Genomic DNA, 16,278 nt, shown 5'->3' with positions numbered 1-16,278 from the left:
GGAGGAGCCCGGACCGGACCGTCCGGGCTCAGTCCTCGCCGTAGCGGGGGTCGACGGTCTCCGGTGTCAGGCCCAGCACCTCGGCGACCTGTTCCACCACGACCTCGTGCACCAGCGCGGCCCGCTCGTCGCGGCTCTTGGTACGGATCTCCACGGGGCGCCGGTAGACGATGACCCGGGCGGGCCGGCCCTCGTGCGCCGGAGTCGTACCGCCCAGGGGCACGGCCTCGTCGCCCCAGCCCTCGTCACCCGCCGGATCGAACCGGGGCACCTCCAGCACCATGAACTCGATGTCGGAGAGCTGCGGCCACCGCCGCTCCAGCCGCTCCACGGAGTCCTGGACCAGATCCGCGAACACCTCGGCGCGACTGGCCGAGAGGGGCACCTGCGGCGGCGCCACGGGCCCACGCATCCCGCGCCCGTGTCGATCACGACGACGGGGCCTGGGTTCGGCGGGAGGGGGCGGTACGGGGTTGTCCATCACTGACGAAGAGTAGTCCCCGCGCCCTGCCGCCGCCCGCACACGGCACGCGCCCCGACCTCGGCCACGGACCGCCGCCCCGTACGCCTCCGGGGCCCCGCGTCCGGGAGGTCGCAGGAGCAGGTCGCAGGCTGAGCATTCCAGCCAAGCCCGGGCTGGATTCCGTATTCTCCAGGACCGCATATTGTGCGGAGATCGACAGCTTTTGAGCGGTCTCGTGACCACTCGCGGGTCCGTCCGACACCTCGTCAACACCCGTACCAGCAGGTCGAACAGGCTCGCCGGACACCTCCTGTGTCAGGCGTCACAGCGCGACACGGGGGAGTGGGCCGGGGAGGAGTCGTCGCGGCCCGCTCAAGAGTGCGGTACCGTCCAACATCGTGAGCCCTGTACGTCGCTGTTCGCGCACCGCTTGCGGCCGTCCCGCCGTAGCGACGCTGACGTACGTCTACGCCGACTCGACCGCGGTCCTCGGCCCGCTCGCCACCTACGCCGAACCCCACTGCTACGACCTGTGCGCCGAGCACTCCGAGCGCCTCACCGCGCCGCGTGGCTGGGAGGTCGTCCGGCTCGCCGACGCCTCCGCCCCCTCGCGCCCCAGCGGTGACGACCTGGAGGCGCTCGCCAACGCGGTCCGCGAGGCGGCCCGCCCGCAGGAGCGGCCCACCCGCGCGGGCGGCAGCAACGCCCGGGGCGCCGATCCGATGGAGGTCGCCCGCCGCGGCCACCTCCGGGTCCTGCGCTCGCCGGACTCCTGAACCCTCCCTCTTCGCGGGGGACTTCCCCTGGGTCCCCGGTGTCCCCTGTGCCCGGTGTGCATTCGGTGCACGTTTCGCTCAGTGACGCACGACCATTGACGTGCGCTTGTCGCGGACACGACCATTTTCCCCGGCCCATGAGAAATTGATTTCCGCATAGCGGAATCGGGGGAGGCTCCGTGTACGTCCAGGAACTTGAGCCCTTGGCCGACTCGCTCGGTCTGTCCGCGCTCGTCGCGACCCTGCCCCTCGTCCTCGTCCTCGTCCTGCTGGGCGGGGTCCGCATGAAGGCGCACCTGGCCGGCCTCATCGGTCTCGCGGCAGCGGCCCTGGTCGCCACGCTCGCGTACGGCATGCCCGTGGGTCAGACCCTCTCCAGCGCCGCCCAGGGAGCGGTGTTCGGCCTCTTCCCCATCCTGTGGATCGTCGTCAACGCCCTCTGGGTCTACCGGATGACCGTCCGTACCCGGCACTTCGACATCCTGCGCCGCTCCTTCGGAAGGCTCTCCGACGACCCGCGCATCCAGGCGCTCGTCGTCGCGTTCTGCTTCGGCGCGCTCCTGGAGGCCCTCGCGGGCTTCGGCGCGCCCGTCGCGATCTGCTCCGTGATGCTCGTCGCGCTCGGCTTCGACCCCGTCCGCGCCGCGGTGGTCGCGCTGGTCGCCAACACCGCGCCGGTCGCCTTCGGGGCGATGGGCACACCGGTCGTGACGCTCGCCCAGGTCACCGACCTGCCGCTGGACACCGTCGCCTCCGTGGTGGGCCGCCAGACCCCGCTGCTCGCCCTGGTGGTGCCCCTGGTGCTGGTCTTCCTGGTGGACGGCCGACGCGGCCTGCGCGAGACCTGGGTACCCGCGCTGGCCTGCGGAGTCGCCTTCGCCGTCGCCCAGTTCGCCGCCTCCAACTACGTCTCCGCGCAACTCGCCGACATCGGGGCCGCCTTGGCCGGCGCGGGCGCGCTGATGGCGGTGCCGCACGCGCGCAGGCCCGCCGCCGAACCCGTACGGGCCGCCGTCCTGACGGGCACCCGCAGCGAGGGCCTGGACGAGGAGGACCCGCGCCGGGAAGTACTGCGCGCGTACGCCCCGTACGCACTGATCGTCGTGATCTTCTCCATCGCCCAGATCCCGCCCGTCAAGGACCAGTTGGCGAAGGCGACCCGGGTCTTCGACTGGCCCTTCCTGAACGTCGTGAACCCGGACGGCGACCCGGTCGGCGGCAATGTCTTCACCTGGCCGATCGTGTCGACCGGAGGCACGCTGGTGCTGCTCGCCGGCGTGTGCACGGCGGCCGTTCTCGGGGTGCACGCGCGCGTGGCGCTCAAGGAATGGGTGGCCACCGTGCACGAGTTGCGGTTCGCGATCCTCACCGTCACCTCCGTGCTGGCGCTCGCCTACGTCATGAACCTGTCCGGACAGGCGGCCACGATCGGCCACTTCGTGGCGGCGGCCGGCGCCGGACTCGCCTTCCTGTCACCCGTCCTCGGCTGGTTCGGCGTGGCCGTCTCCGGTTCGGACACCTCGGCCAACGCGCTCTTCGGCGCCCTCCAGGTGACCGCGGCGAGGGAGTCGGGACTGTCCCCGGAACTCCTCGCCGCCGCCAACAGCTCGGGCGGTGTCCTGGGCAAGATGATCTCCCCGCAGAACCTCACCATCGCCTGCGCGGCGGTCGGCCTCGCGGGCCGGGAGGGCGACCTGCTGCGCAAGGTGCTGCCGTGGAGCCTCGGACTTCTGCTGGTCATGTGCCTGATCGTCGTCGGACAGAGCTCCCCGGTCCTGGAATGGATGCTTCCGTAGGTCCGCCCGAGGACCGCATGGGCGTACGGGTAGTTTTGGGACCTCTGCAGAGGACTGGGTCGCGTACTCGGTCGAGGACCCAAGGCTCAAGGAAGGCTGGCCGTGACCGCTGATCTGTCGCAGCTCGTGAAGGCGTACGACGTACGCGGGGTGGTCCCGGACCAGTGGGACGAGACGCTGGCCGAGCTGTTCGGTGCCGCCTTCGTGCAGGTGACGGGAGCGGACGCGATCGTGACCGGTCACGACATGCGCCCCTCGTCACCCGGTCTGTCCCGGGCCTTCGCACGCGGCGCGGCGGCACGCGGCGTCGACGTCACCGAGATCGGGCTCTGCTCCACGGACCAGCTGTACTACGCGTCGGGGGCGTTCGGCCTGGCGGGCGCGATGTTCACGGCCTCGCACAACCCGGCCCGGTACAACGGCATCAAGATGTGCCGGGCGGGCGCGGCCCCCGTCGGCCAGGACACCGGCCTCACGCAGATCCGCGAGCTGGTCGAGTCGTGGCTCGACGCGGAAGCCCGGACCTCGCAGGAGCAGACCTCACAGGCCCCGACCTCCGCAGCCGCCGCCCCGGACGCGGCACCCGGCACGATCACGGGGCGCGACACGCTGGAGGACTACGCGGCGCACCTGCGCGGCCTCGTCGACCTGACCTCGATCCGCCCCCTCAAGGTCGTGGTGGACGCGGGCAACGGCATGGGCGGACACACGGTCCCGACGGTCTTCGCCGGCCTGCCCCTGACCCTCGTCCCCATGTACTTCGAGCTGGACGGCACCTTCCCGAACCACGAGGCGAACCCGCTGGACCCGGCGAACATCGTCGACCTCCAGAAGCGCGTCCGCGAGGAGGCGGCCGACCTCGGCATCGCCTTCGACGGCGACGCCGACCGCTGCTTCGTCGTCGACGAGCGCGGCGAGCCGGTCTCCCCGTCCGCGATCACGGCCCTGGTCGCCGCCCGCGAGCTGGCCAGGAACGGCGGCAAGGGCACGGTCATCCACAACCTGATCACCTCCTGGTCGGTCCCGGAGGTCGTCCGCGAGCACGGCGGCACTCCGGTACGCACCCGGGTGGGCCACTCCTTCATCAAGGCCGAGATGGCCGCGTCCGGGGCGATCTTCGGCGGCGAGCACTCCGCGCACTACTACTTCAAGGACTTCTGGAACGCGGACACGGGCATGCTCGCCGCGCTCCACGTCCTGGCGGCCCTGGGCGGCCAACAGGGCACCCTGTCCGCCCTCGTCGCCCAGTACGACCGCTACGCCGGATCGGGCGAGATCAACTCCACGGTCGACGACCAGACGGCCCGCCTCGCCGCGGTCCGGGCGGCGTACGAGGGCCAGGAGGACATCACCCTCGACGAACTCGACGGCCTCACCGTCACGGCGCCCGACTGGTGGTTCAACGTCCGCCCCTCCAACACGGAACCGCTGCTGCGCCTCAACGCGGAGGCGCGGGACGGGGAGACGATGACGCGGGTGCGGGACGAGGTACTGGCGATCATCAGGGGCTGAGGGCGTCGTGTGTCTGCTGTGCCCCTACTTCCAGCCCGTCCGCTGTCTTTCAGCCTGTCCGGCGTTTGAGGACCGGGGGTTCGGGGGCGGAGCCCCTGAGTTCGTGACGGGACGGGCAGGGGCGGCGGGGGCGAAGACCCTCCGCGCCCACCCCCACGCAGCGGTACCCTGACCAGGCCACATCCCACCACCCGCCCACCTCGAACCCACCCCCGAAGGGACCCGACATGCCGCTAGAAGCCGGCCTCCTGGAGATCCTCGCCTGCCCGGCCTGCCACGCCCCCCTCAAGGAGGCCTCCTCCGAAGAGCAGGAGGCCGAGCTGATCTGCACGGGCAAGGACTGCGGCCTGGCCTACCCCGTCCGCGACGGCATCCCGGTCCTCCTCGTCGACGAGGCCCGCCGCCCCGCGTAGACCCCCGCCGGTCACAGAGAAGCGACCCGCGGAAGCGACCCCGCAGAAGCAACCCCGCCCGGCGTCCGGAGGCTGCCACCATGTTCGACGAATCACTCCTCGACGACCCGGAGGCGCTGGCCCGCGCGGACCGGCGGGACCTGCTCCGCGGTGCGGCCGAGGCGGGCGCCCGCGTACGCACCGCCGTCCGGCACGCCACCGAGGCCGGCATCGCCGAGCTGAAGCCCGACGGCCGCCCGCGCGCCATCCTGACCGCGGGCCCCGGCCTCGCCGCCACCTGCGTGGCCGACCTCCTCGGCTCGCTCGCCGGCGCCGCCTGCCCCGTCACCCGGCTCACCCCCCGCGGAGTGGCCCCCGCCGCGGGCGCCCTGATCTGGGAACTCCCCGGCTGGGCGGGCCCCGTGGACCTTCTCCTGGTCGCCACCCCGGACGGCAGCGAACCCGGCCTCTCGCTCCTCGTCGAGCAGGCCTACCGGCGCGGCCTCACCGTCGTCGCCGTCTGCCCGCCCCGCACCCCGCTCACCGAGGCGGTCGCGGTCGCCCACGGCCTCTCCGTACCGATGGCGACCGCCCCCTACGAGCCGCAGGCCCCCACCACCGCCTCGGCCCCGGGGTCCCTCTGGGCGCTGCTCACCCCGCTGCTCGCCCTGCTCGACCGCACCGGCCTGCTGTCCGCGCCGCCCGACGCCCTGGAGAAGGTCGCCGACCGTCTCGACCAGGTGGCGGAGCGCTGCGGCCCGGCCATCGCGACGTACAGCAACCCCGCCAAGACGCTCGCGTCCGAACTCGCCGAGGCACTCCCGGTGATCTGGACCGAGGGCGATTCCGCGGGCCCCGCGGGCCGCCGCTTCGTCGGTGCCCTGGCCGAACTCGCGGGGCGCCCCGCCCTCACCGCCGAGCTGCCCGAGGCACTGGCCGCGCACAGCGTCCTCCTCGCGGGCACCCTGGCGGCGGGCGCGGACCCCGACGACTTCTTCCGCGACCGCGTCGAGGAGGCGCAGGTCGTCCACGCGCGCGTGGTCCTGCTGCGCGACCGCCCGGCCGGCGGCCGCACCGCCGCCCCGGCCGCCCGCGAGCTGGCCCTCAGCCACGACACGGCGATCAGCGAACTCGAACCGGAGGAGGGCGGCGACCTGGAAACACTCGCCGAACTGATCGCCGTCACGGATTTCGCCGCCGTTTACCTGGCGCTCGCCTCGACGGCCTGACCTTGAGCCACACCTCCTGAACCTTGAGCCACGCCTTCCGAACTTTGAGCCACGCCTCCTGACCGGAGCACGCGTACCAGCGCACGTACGGAGAAGAAGACAGAGCATGGACCGCCTCGACAACACCGTCCGCCCCTACGCCTGGGGTTCCACCACGGCCATCCCGCGGCTCCTCGGCACCGAGCCGACCGGCGAACCGCAGGCGGAGATGTGGATGGGCGCCCACCCGGGCGCGCCCTCACGCACCCCCCGCGGCCCCCTCACCGAGGTGATCGCCGCGGCCCCCGAGCGTGAACTGGGCACCGGGGCGGTAGCGAAGTTCGGCCCGCGCCTCCCCTTCCTGCTCAAGATCCTTGCCGCGGGCGCCCCCCTCTCGCTCCAGGTGCACCCCGACCTGACGCAGGCCAAGGAGGGGTACGAGGACGAGGAGCGCCGCGGTGTCCCGATCGACGCGCCGCACCGCAACTACAAGGACGCCAACCACAAGCCCGAACTGATCTGCGCGCTCACGGAGTTCGACGGCCTGTGCGGCTTCCGCACCCCGCTGGAGGCCGCCGGACTGCTGTCGGCCCTGGAGGTCGACTCCCTCAAGCCGTACGTCGACCTGCTGCACGCGCACCCCGAAGAGGCAGCGCTGCGCGAGGTGCTGACCGCAGTACTTACTGCCGATCCCGAGCTGATGGCCACCACGGTCACCGAAGCCGCCGCGGCCTGCGCCCGGCTCGGCGGCGCCCACGCCCCGTACGCCTCGATCGCGCACCACTACCCCGGCGACCCGGGTGTCATCGCCGCGATGCTCCTCAATTACGTACAACTGCAGCCCGGTGAGGCCCTGTTCCTCGGCGCCGGTGTGCCGCACGCGTACCTGAACGGCCTCGGCGTCGAGATCATGGCCAACTCCGACAACGTGCTGCGCTGCGGACTCACCCCCAAGCACGTCGACGTCCCCGAACTCCTGCGCATCGTCCGCTTCGAGGCGGGCGACGCGGGCGTCCTGCGCCCCGAGGCCTCCCCGGACGGCGAGGAGGTCTACGAGACCCCCATCGACGAGTTCCGCCTCTCCCGGTACGTCCTCCCGGCGGGCGGACCCGACCGCGACCTCACCCGCGGCACCCCGCAGATCCTGCTGTGCACCGCGGGCTCCGTACGGACGGGCGACGTCACGCTCGTCCCCGGCGGATCCGTGTTCGTACCCGCGGACGAAAAGGCGGAAGTCTCCGGAAGCGGGACGATTTTCCGGGCCACGGTCGTCGTCTGAGGGAATCACCGGGCCTCACTGCGGCGGCCCGGCGTTCCGGGGCCGGTCCGGGCTGCAACAATGGCCCACCGCAAAGGGCAGGCAAAGCGCGGGACGGCGGCCTGACGGCGGCCGGCCGGGGCAGCCGGGTGACAGACGAGTGCCAGTCGAGCGGCAGTCGAGTGGCGGACGAAGGGACATCGGGAGCACATGAGCGCGTCAGGCGGCACCAAGGCGATCGTGGCGGCACTCGCCGCCAACCTCGCGATCGCGGTAGCGAAGTTCGTGGCGTTCCTCTTCAGTGGTTCGTCGTCGATGCTCGCCGAGTCCGTGCACTCGCTCGCTGACTCCGGCAACCAGGGACTGCTGCTCCTCGGCGGCAAGAAGGCCAAGCGCGAGGCGACCCCGCAACACCCCTTCGGCTACGGCCGCGAGCGCTACATCTACGCCTTCCTCGTCTCGATCGTCCTGTTCTCGGTCGGCGGCATGTTCGCGATCTACGAGGGCTACGAGAAGATCAAGCACCCGCACGAGATCGAGCACTGGTACTGGCCGGTGGGCGTCCTCGTCTTCGCGATCATCGCCGAGTCGTTCTCCTTCCGGACGGCCATCAAGGAGTCCAACCACACGCGCGGCAAGCAGTCCTGGAAGGACTTCGTACGCCACGCCAAGGCGCCCGAGCTGCCGGTCGTCCTCCTGGAGGACCTGGGCGCGCTGGTCGGTCTGGTCCTCGCGCTCGGCGGTGTCGGCATCGCCCTCGCCACCGGTGACGGCGTCTGGGACGGCATCGGCACCCTCTGCATCGGCATCCTGCTCATCGTCATCGCGATCGTCCTGGCCGTCGAGACCAAGTCGCTGCTCCTGGGCGAGGCCGCCGGCATCGAGGCGGTCCACAAGATCGAGGCCGCGATCGTCGACGGCGACACGGTCACCGGCATCATCCACATGCGCACGCTCCACCTCGGCCCCGAGGAACTGCTGGTCGCCGCCAAGATCGCCGTGGAGCACGACGACACCGCCGCCGAGGTCGCCTCGGCGATCAACGCCGCCGAGTCCCGTATCCGCGAGGCCGTCCCGATCGCCCGCGTCATCTACCTCGAACCCGACATCTTCAACGAGTCCGAGGCCGTGAAGGGCCCCGACCCGGAGGCCACACCGGGCGGCCCGTCACCGACCGCCGAACACTGATCTCCGTACGACCGACAGTCGGACACGTGACTGGGGCCCGCTGAATCATCCGGCGGGCCCCAGTCACGTACGGCCGGTCATGTACGGCCGTGGGTGATGTACGGCTGTGGCTACCGGATCTCGCGCAGCACGTCGAGAACGGCCGTCCCGTCGGGAGCCGCCAGCAGCCGCTCACGGAACTCCGCGTCCACCAGCTTCCGCGACAGCAGCGCCAGAATCCGCAGATGCTCGTCGCCCGCGGCGGCCTCCGGTACGGAGATCATGAAGATCAGCCTGGCCTTCGTACCGTCGAGCGAACCCCACTCGACACCCTCCGCCGACCGCGCGAACCCCACGACGGGCCCGGTCACCGCATCGGTCTTGGCATGCGGGATCGCGATCTCCTCGCCGAGCCCGGTCGTGCCCTGCTCCTCGCGCCGCAGGGCCGTCGCCACCAGCTCCTCGACATCGGCGACCTTCCCGGTGGCAGCCAGCAGCCCGGCCATCTCGCGGATCGCGGCCTCCTTGTCACCGGCGTCGAGCCGCACCTTCACGGTCCGGGCGGTGAGGTAGCCGGAGAGGACATCGCCGTCGGAGGCCGGTTCCGCACCCCCGCTTGCGGCGGTGTCCGCCGCGACCGACGGGGCCACTGCCGTTCCGGTGCCGGTGCCGACTCCCGCACCCGCCCCGGCGAGCGCGAACTCGTGCTGCCGCGCCGCCGAACCCCCGGCCGCGTCCGGTGCCCCCGCCGGCGACTGCTCCTTGCGCCTCCGCTCGCCGAGATCGATGAGCGCGACCGTCGTCAGCGCTGTAACCGCCGTTCCGAGGGCCACGGCGACGAAGAACATCGGTACGCCGCTCACGGCGCCCAGCACCGCCACGATGGGCCCGCCGTGCGGCACCGCGTCCTCGACCCCGGCGAGACCCGCGACCGCGCCCGCCACCGCACCGCCCAGCATGTTGGCGGGGATGACCTGCGCGGGCCGGGCCGCCGCGAACGGAATGGCACCCTCGGAGATCCCGAACAGCCCCATGAACAGCGAGGCGAGACCCGTCTCGCGCTCCTGCTCCGTGTAGAGGCGCCGGCGGATCAGCGTGGAGACGCCCTGCCCGAGCGGCATCACCGGGATCGCGGCGGCGCACATGCCCATGACCTCCAGGTTGCCGGTCGCGATGAGCCCCGCGCCGAACAGGAACGCCGTCTTGTTGACCGGCCCGCCCATGTCGAACGCGATCATCAGCCCCAGGATCGCGCCGAGCAGCACGGCACTGGTCCCGGTCATCCCGCCGAGCCAGTCCGTCAGATGCTCGAAGACCCAGGAGATGGGCTTGCCGATCACGTAGATGAAGAACAGCCCGAGCGCCGTCGTCGCCACGATCGGGATCACGATGATCGGCATGATCGGCCGGACGAACTTCGGGACCTCGACCTTCTTGATCCACAGCACCAGATAACCGGCCAGGAACCCGGTCACGATCGCGCCGATGAAGCCCGCGCCCGCCTCGGAGTCGTACAGCGAACCCGTGTTGGCGATCCACCCGCCGATCATCCCGGGCACCAGCGCGGGCCGGTCCCCGATCGCGTACGCGATATAGCCGGACAGGATCGGCACCATCAGCTGGAACCCGATGACGCCGATGTTGTTGACGTCCATCCAGAAGGAGCCCTTCGGGATGACCAGCCCGCCGGACGGATCGGTGTGCCCGCCGAGCGAGAGCGAGATCGCGATCAGCAGCCCGCCGACCACGACGAACGGGATCATGTAACTGACACCGTTCATCAGCGCCTTGTACGCGATCCCGCGCTCCTTGCCCCCGCTGCCGAGGCTGACGTGGCCGGCGGACCCGTTCGCTGCGGCTCCCGTACCGGCCTTCGCGCCGCCGCCGTGGACCGGCGCCGTCCGCACCTGCTCGATGAGCCGCTCGGGATGGTGGATCCCCTCGGCGACCCCTACCTTCACGATCCGCTTCCCGGCGAACCGGCTCAGGTCCACGTCCTTGTCGGCCGCGACGATCACGCCGTCCGCGGTGCTGACATCGTTGTCAGTGAGTACGTTCTCGGACCCGATCGAGCCCTGGGTCTCCACCTTCATGTCGATACCGAGCCGCTCCGCCGCCTGCGAGAGCTTCTCGGCCGCCATATAGGTGTGGGCTATGCCGGTGGGGCACGCGGTCACCGCGAGCAGCCTCAGTCGCTGCTGCTCTCCGGTGCCGCCGCCCGTGGGGGGAATTCCGGCCGGACTGGTCACGTGGATCTCCTAACGCCTTCGTCATGGGGGATCGCGGTCTGTCGTCGCGGTCTGCGGTCTCTCGTCGGGGTTCCGCGGGCGCGATCTTTCGTGGTGGGGGTTCGCGCTCCGCGAGGTCGCGAGGTCGCGCACATGTTCCCGATCTCCGGCATCCTGCAACAGACCCCCGGACGGGACCAAAAGTTCAAAAGTCCCTTGTTGTCCAGGGCTGTTACCTCTGTCCCCGACCTGCCGGACGCTCGAAATCCGCTTGATCTGTTCGCAGGCGGACTGGGGCCCACTGCGCCGATCGGTGTAGATTCGTAACCGAGCCAGACGTCGCTGCTGATGGCGGTCGGGCGGCCCCACGGGCCGGCCGAGGGAGAGAGGGCCTCCGACGGACTGCGCTGCGCAAGGCACCGGGCATTCGTGTGCCCCGTGGGGCGCTCACCGTGCCCGCCGCCGCGCAGACCAGCCGAAACCGACCTCGCCCCAACCCGAGGAGCAGCTCGTATGACCACTGTCGCCAACCGACAGGACTTCAAGGTCGCGGACCTTTCCCTGGCCGACTTCGGTCGCAAGGAGATCACCCTCGCCGAGCACGAGATGCCCGGCCTGATGTCGATCCGCAAGGAGTACGCCGAGGCGCAGCCTCTCGCCGGCGCCCGCGTCACCGGCTCCCTGCACATGACCGTGCAGACCGCCGTACTCATCGAGACCCTGGCCGCCCTGGGCGCCGAGGTCCGCTGGGCCTCCTGCAACATCTTCTCCACCCAGGACCACGCGGCCGCCGCCATCGCGGTCGGCCCGAACGGCACGCCCGACAACCCCCAGGGCATCCCGGTCTTCGCCTGGAAGGGCGAGACCCTGGAGGAGTACTGGTGGTGCACGGAGCAGGCGCTGACCTGGCCGAACACCCCCACCGGCGGCCCGAACATGATCCTGGACGACGGCGGCGACGCCACGATGCTCGTCCACAACGGCGTCCAGTACGAGAAGGACGGCAAGGTCCCCTCCGCCGACACCGCCGAGAACGAAGAGCACCGGGTCGTCCTGGAACTCCTCAACCGCACGATCTCCGGCGGCTCGCAGAAGTGGACCCAGCTCGCCTCGGAGATCCGCGGCGTGACCGAGGAGACCACGACCGGCGTCCACCGTCTCTACGAGATGCACCGCGACGGCACCCTCCTGTTCCCGGCGATCAACGTGAACGACGCCGTCACCAAGTCGAAGTTCGACAACAAGTACGGCTGCCGCCACTCCCTGATCGACGGCATCAACCGCGCCACCGACGTCCTCATCGGCGGCAAGACCGCGGTCGTCCTCGGCTACGGCGACGTGGGCAAGGGCTGCGCGGAGTCCCTGCGCGGTCAGGGCGCCCGCGTGATCGTCACCGAGATCGACCCGATCTGCGCACTGCAGGCGGCGATGGACGGCTTCCAGGTCACCACCCTCGACGAGGTCGTCGACAAGGCCGACATCTTCGTCACCACGACCGGCAACAAGGACATCATCATGGCCGCGGACATGGCCAAGATGAAGCACCAGGCGATCGTGGGCAACATCGGCCACTTCGACAACGAGATCGACATGGCCGGCCTGGCGCAGATCCCCGGCATCGTCAAGGACGAGGTCAAGCCCCAGGTCCACACCTGGAAGTTCCCCGACGGCAAGGTGCTCATCGTCCTCTCCGAGGGCCGCCTGCTGAACCTGGGCAACGCGACCGGCCACCCGTCGTTCGTGATGTCCAACTCGTTCGCGGACCAGACGCTGGCCCAGATCGAGCTGTTCACCAAGCCCGAGGAGTACCCGACCGACGTCTACGTGCTGCCCAAGCACCTCGACGAGAAGGTCGCCCGCCTCCACCTGGACGCGCTCGGCGTGAAGCTCACGACGCTCCGCCCCGAGCAGGCCTCGTACATCGGTGTCGAGGTCGAGGGCCCGTACAAGTCGGACCACTACCGCTACTGAGCCCGGCGCTCACACAGCCCGGAACTCACACAACGGTTGTCAGCAGGCCCTCGCCCTCACCGGCGGGGGCCTGCCCCCTACGAGGACCCGAGCCACCATGCCCCGCGGCCGATATTCGCTCCATGACCCGCACGACCACACCCCTCTCGCCGAAGAACGGTTCCACTGCGCGCCCGGCCCCTCCGGCTGGCGCTACGTATCCCAACTGACGACCCCTTCCGGACCCACCCCTTCCGGCACCGGGCCCGAGGGAGCCGTGCGACAAGGCACCCCCGCCGGTTCCGTCGACCTCGCCCTCGACGACCACGGCCGCCCCATCCGCCTCGAACTCCACGCGTCGGGCTGGCAGGTCCGCGCCGCCGCCCTCGACGGTGTCACCTGGGTCCGCACCGACCCCACGGGAGATCACGCCACCGAAGGCAATGTCCGCGCCCACGCCTGCACCGGTTCGTCCCCCGCCTTCCTCGTCGCCACCGCACGTCTGCTGCGCCTCACCCCCGATGCCTCCGCCACGCGTGTACGCCTCGTCGCCTTCACGGACCCGGTCCTCGCCCCGCGCACCCTCGACCAGTCCTGGGCCCTGATCACGAGAGAAGCACACGCCACTGACAACGGCCCTCTGACAGTGGAGGAATACCAGGTCACAGCGCTGGACACCGGTGAACAGCACGCTGTGCACCTGTCGGGCGACGTGGTGCTCTCGGCCCCCGGCATCGAGCTCGAAGACCTCGAATCACCGCCGTCGGTCTTCGCCTGACCCCGGTGCCGGACGAGCCCGCCGATCAGGCGGGCGGGGCGAACCCGGTGGCGGGTCGCTCAGCGTCCGCCTCCTGCGGCGCGGGCTGAGCCCAGGCGTTCGCGGGGGCCTCGGCGGGCGCCGGGGGAGGGGGAGCCGCCGGGAGACGGGGAGCAGGAGCAGGCGGGAGATAGGGAGCGGGCGGGCGGACGGCGTCCTGGGCAGGGCCCTGCGTCGAACTTCCCACCGCACCCTGCACCGGGCTCCCGACCGGCGCCTGGGGCTGACTCGCTCCGTATCCCGGGCTGTATCCCGAGCCATGCGCCGTCCCATATGGACCGGCGTGCGCTGTGCCGTACGGCATGTTCGATGCGCCCCATCCCGGTACCCCGGGCATCGGCCCGGCCTGGCCGCCGACGAAGCCGCCACCGGCAGCCCCGGCACCGGCGCCGCCACCGAACGCCCGTCGTGCCTCCCGTGCCTGGCGCTCCTGCATCACGGCCGCCAGGAACGCCGCCGGCGGAACACCGGGCGGTGCCGGAGTCCCGGTGCGCTCGGCGACATCCTTCGCGAGCCGCTCAGCCATCGCCCACCCGACCTGCGGGTCCAGCTGCTGCATCCGCGTCAGGTACTGCCGGACGGCCAGCCACAGCCCGTCCGGAACCCCGGACAGATCAAGTTCGGAGAACCGCCCCGACAGCCAGGGCGGCGGGGGAGGCACAAAGGACGTACGGCCCGTTGGAATCCGTTCCCGTACGACGAGGGTTCCGGCGAACACGTCACCGAGCCGCCGCCCCCGCGCCGACACGAGCGACGCGATGCACGCCACGACCCCGAACGTCATCAGGATCTCGACCACACCGACCGCCCCACGCACCAGCGCGTGCCGGAACCGGATGGGCCCGCCGTCGTCCCGCACCACACGCAGTCCGCACGCCATCTTCCCCAGCGAGCGCCCATGACTGAGCGTCTCCACGGCGATCGGCCCGCCCACCAGCAGCAGAAGGAACGCGGCGATCGCCAGGGCCATCTGTGCCGCCTCGTCGAGCGAGGCCGTCGCCAGGGCCAGGGCGATCATCACGACCACATAGGCGGTCACCGCCACCGCCAGGTCGAGCACCACGGCCAACACCCGGCTCGGCAGCTTCGCGGGGCGCAACTCCAGCGCCACCGCCTCGCCCGTCACAAGCTCACTCACGCCCGCCGTCCTTCCCCGAACTGCCCTGAGAACAGCCAGTCTGCCAAGCTGAGGCACATCGCGCCGCAGTGCGACAAGCTGACCACACGACGAGCGCAGGACGAGCAGCCGAGGAGCAGGCAAACCGATGGACCTCGATGTCTTCGTGTCCGCCCACCGGGCGGAGTGGGACCGGCTCGACGCACTCCTCCGACGCCGGCGCCGTCTCACCGGAGCGGAGGCCGACGAACTCGTCGCCCTCTACCAGCGCACGGCGACCCATCTCTCCCTGATCCAGTCCAGCGCCCCGGACCCTCAGCTCACCGGCCGGCTCAGTCAACTGGTGGCCCGCGCGCGCAGTGCCGTGACAGGCACCCGCCGCGCCTCCTGGCGGGACGTCACCCTCTTCCTCACCCACGGCTTCCCCGCGGCGGTCTACCGGTCGCGCCACTGGTGGGTCCCGACCGCGCTCCTCTCCACCGCGCTCGCCGTCCTCCTGGGGTGGTGGATCGGCACCCACCCCGAAGTCCAGTCCTCGATCGCGGCCCCCAGCGAACTACGGGAGCTCACCCGCCCCGGCGGTCAGTACGAGACGTACTACTCCAGCCATCCCGCGGCGTCGTTCGCTGCCCAGGTGTGGACGAACAACGCCCAGGCGGCCGCGATGTGCCTGGTACTCGGCGCCTTCCTGTGCCTGCCGGTCATCTGGATCCTCTTCCAGAACATGCTCAACGTGGGGGTCGGCATCGGCCTGATGTCCTCGGCGGGCCGCCTCGACACCTTCCTCGGGCTGATACTCCCGCACGGCCTCCTGGAGCTGACCGCCGTCTTCGTGGCGGCCGGCACCGGACTGCGCCTGGGCTGGACCGTCATAGACCCGGGCCCGCGCACCCGCCGCGCGGCCCTCGCCGAGGAGGGGCGTGCCGCCCTGGGCATGGCGATAGGCCTCGCCCTGGTCCTCTTCGTCTCCGGCGCCATCGAAGGCTTCGTCACCCCCTCCGGTCTGCCCACCTGGGCACGCATCGGCATAGGGATAGCCGCCGAACTGCTCTTCCTCGCCTACGTCTGGGTCCTGGGCGGCCGGGCCGTGCGGGCCGGCGAGACGGGCGACGTCGAGGAGGCCGAGCGCAGCGCCTCGGTGCCGACCGCGGCCTGATGTGCAGGCACCCCGATCAGGCTGCTAGTCTCCTCTTCGCCCCACAAAAACCGTTGACACGGGACGTGTGGGGAGGTAGATTCGAACAGTTGCCTAGAGCTGGACAAGCTCGGCGGTGGCAGTTAGCATCTGTCAGCTCCCTGGAATTCAATTTCGGTGGAGCACCTCCCGATAATTCGGAAATTGAGCGGCCGGTCAGGCCGGTCGAAAACTTCTGATAAAGTCGGACTCGCCGAAAGAGAGCCGCAAGGCAATCAAATAGGCAAAGGCCTTCCAACTGGCCACTGGAAACAAATTCCGACCGGAAACGGAACGGGAAAAGGATCTGGTAAGGTTGGAAACACGAAGGGAAGCGCCCGGAGGAAAGCCCGAGAGGGTGAGTACAAAGGAAGCGTCCGTTCCTTGAGAACTCAACAGCGTGCCAAAAATCAATGCCAG

At 70.7% G+C, this 16,278-nt stretch carries 14 protein-coding genes; 10 read left to right on the top strand and 4 right to left on the bottom strand.

Annotated elements, in window-relative coordinates; genetic code table 11:
* Window positions 1–28: 28 nt before the first annotated feature.
* Window positions 29–481, bottom strand: a complete 453-nt coding sequence (locus ACZ60E_RS29120; RefSeq protein WP_210890115.1) for a metallopeptidase family protein — start codon at window positions 479–481, stop codon at window positions 29–31.
* 380 nt (window positions 482–861) lie between these two features.
* On the opposite strand from ACZ60E_RS29120, the gene ACZ60E_RS29115 reads away from it, so the two are divergent.
* From ACZ60E_RS29115 to ACZ60E_RS29085, 7 genes are all read left to right on the top strand, one after another.
* On the top strand, window positions 862–1,239 hold the full coding sequence (locus tag ACZ60E_RS29115; RefSeq protein WP_199855081.1) for a DUF3499 domain-containing protein: 378 nt from the start codon (window positions 862–864) through the stop codon (window positions 1,237–1,239).
* A 179-nt stretch (window positions 1,240–1,418) separates the two neighbouring features.
* Window positions 1,419–3,035 (top strand): L-lactate permease, encoded by a 1,617-nt coding sequence (locus ACZ60E_RS29110; protein WP_469444303.1) that lies wholly within the window; start codon window positions 1,419–1,421, stop codon window positions 3,033–3,035.
* 102 nt (window positions 3,036–3,137) lie between these two features.
* A complete protein-coding gene (locus ACZ60E_RS29105) occupies window positions 3,138–4,547 on the top strand; it encodes a phosphomannomutase/phosphoglucomutase (RefSeq protein WP_469444300.1) in 1,410 nt (469 codons plus the stop codon).
* A 227-nt stretch (window positions 4,548–4,774) separates the two neighbouring features.
* Entirely contained in the window at window positions 4,775–4,960 is a 186-nt protein-coding gene (locus ACZ60E_RS29100) for a Trm112 family protein (RefSeq protein ID WP_107022483.1), read from the top strand.
* Between the two features lie 80 nt (window positions 4,961–5,040).
* Window positions 5,041–6,168, top strand: coding sequence for an SIS domain-containing protein (locus ACZ60E_RS29095; RefSeq protein ID WP_384815113.1), 1,128 nt, complete (start codon window positions 5,041–5,043; stop codon window positions 6,166–6,168).
* A gap of 106 nt (window positions 6,169–6,274) precedes the next feature.
* On the top strand, window positions 6,275–7,426 hold the full coding sequence (gene manA, locus ACZ60E_RS29090) for a mannose-6-phosphate isomerase, class I (RefSeq protein WP_469444298.1): 1,152 nt from the start codon (window positions 6,275–6,277) through the stop codon (window positions 7,424–7,426).
* Window positions 7,427–7,615: 189 nt separating this feature from the next.
* On the top strand, window positions 7,616–8,593 hold the full coding sequence (locus ACZ60E_RS29085) for a cation diffusion facilitator family transporter (RefSeq protein ID WP_469444296.1): 978 nt from the start codon (window positions 7,616–7,618) through the stop codon (window positions 8,591–8,593).
* A gap of 110 nt (window positions 8,594–8,703) precedes the next feature.
* On the opposite strand, the gene ACZ60E_RS29080 is transcribed toward ACZ60E_RS29085, so the two are convergent.
* Window positions 8,704–10,821 (bottom strand): fructose-specific PTS transporter subunit EIIC, encoded by a 2,118-nt coding sequence (locus ACZ60E_RS29080; RefSeq protein ID WP_469444294.1) that lies wholly within the window; start codon window positions 10,819–10,821, stop codon window positions 8,704–8,706.
* 492 nt (window positions 10,822–11,313) lie between these two features.
* Between ACZ60E_RS29080 and ahcY the strand changes: the two genes are divergently transcribed.
* Window positions 11,314–12,771 (top strand): adenosylhomocysteinase, encoded by a 1,458-nt coding sequence (gene ahcY, locus ACZ60E_RS29075; protein WP_398291626.1) that lies wholly within the window; start codon window positions 11,314–11,316, stop codon window positions 12,769–12,771.
* A gap of 97 nt (window positions 12,772–12,868) precedes the next feature.
* The gene (locus ACZ60E_RS29070; protein WP_469444292.1) at window positions 12,869–13,528 is read left to right on the top strand and encodes a hypothetical protein; all 660 of its coding nucleotides are present in this window, start codon (window positions 12,869–12,871) and stop codon (window positions 13,526–13,528) included.
* Window positions 13,529–13,553: 25 nt separating this feature from the next.
* Here the strand turns inward: ACZ60E_RS29070 and ACZ60E_RS29065 are convergent, their stop codons facing one another.
* Complete coding sequence (locus ACZ60E_RS29065; RefSeq protein WP_469444290.1) at window positions 13,554–14,705, bottom strand: RDD family protein; 1,152 nt, start codon at window positions 14,703–14,705, stop codon at window positions 13,554–13,556.
* A 127-nt stretch (window positions 14,706–14,832) separates the two neighbouring features.
* On the opposite strand from ACZ60E_RS29065, the gene ACZ60E_RS29060 reads away from it, so the two are divergent.
* Window positions 14,833–15,840, top strand: coding sequence for a stage II sporulation protein M (locus tag ACZ60E_RS29060; protein WP_469444289.1), 1,008 nt, complete (start codon window positions 14,833–14,835; stop codon window positions 15,838–15,840).
* A gap of 195 nt (window positions 15,841–16,035) precedes the next feature.
* Here the strand turns inward: ACZ60E_RS29060 and ACZ60E_RS29055 are convergent.
* Window positions 16,036–16,278 (bottom strand): hypothetical protein (locus tag ACZ60E_RS29055; RefSeq protein ID WP_469444286.1); only part of this gene is annotated, 243 nt, incomplete at its 5' end.

The organism is Streptomyces sp. NPDC102514, from assembly GCF_055584525.1.
This window is presented reverse-complemented; position numbering and strand designations above follow the sequence as displayed.

Excerpts from the sequence above, each read along its gene's own strand:
- ACZ60E_RS29060 (WP_469444289.1), top strand. The coding sequence starts at position 14,833 with ATGGACCTCGATGTCTTCGTGTCCGCCCACCGGGCGGAGTGGGACCGG.
- manA (WP_469444298.1), top strand. The coding sequence starts at position 6,275 with ATGGACCGCCTCGACAACACCGTCCGCCCCTACGCCTGGGGTTCCACC.
- ACZ60E_RS29120 (WP_210890115.1), bottom strand. The coding sequence starts at position 481 with ATGGACAACCCCGTACCGCCCCCTCCCGCCGAACCCAGGCCCCGTCGT.
- ahcY (WP_398291626.1), top strand. The coding sequence starts at position 11,314 with ATGACCACTGTCGCCAACCGACAGGACTTCAAGGTCGCGGACCTTTCC.
- ACZ60E_RS29095 (WP_384815113.1), top strand. The coding sequence starts at position 5,041 with ATGTTCGACGAATCACTCCTCGACGACCCGGAGGCGCTGGCCCGCGCG.
- ACZ60E_RS29100 (WP_107022483.1), top strand. The coding sequence starts at position 4,775 with ATGCCGCTAGAAGCCGGCCTCCTGGAGATCCTCGCCTGCCCGGCCTGC.
- ACZ60E_RS29085 (WP_469444296.1), top strand. The coding sequence starts at position 7,616 with ATGAGCGCGTCAGGCGGCACCAAGGCGATCGTGGCGGCACTCGCCGCC.
- ACZ60E_RS29070 (WP_469444292.1), top strand. The coding sequence starts at position 12,869 with ATGCCCCGCGGCCGATATTCGCTCCATGACCCGCACGACCACACCCCT.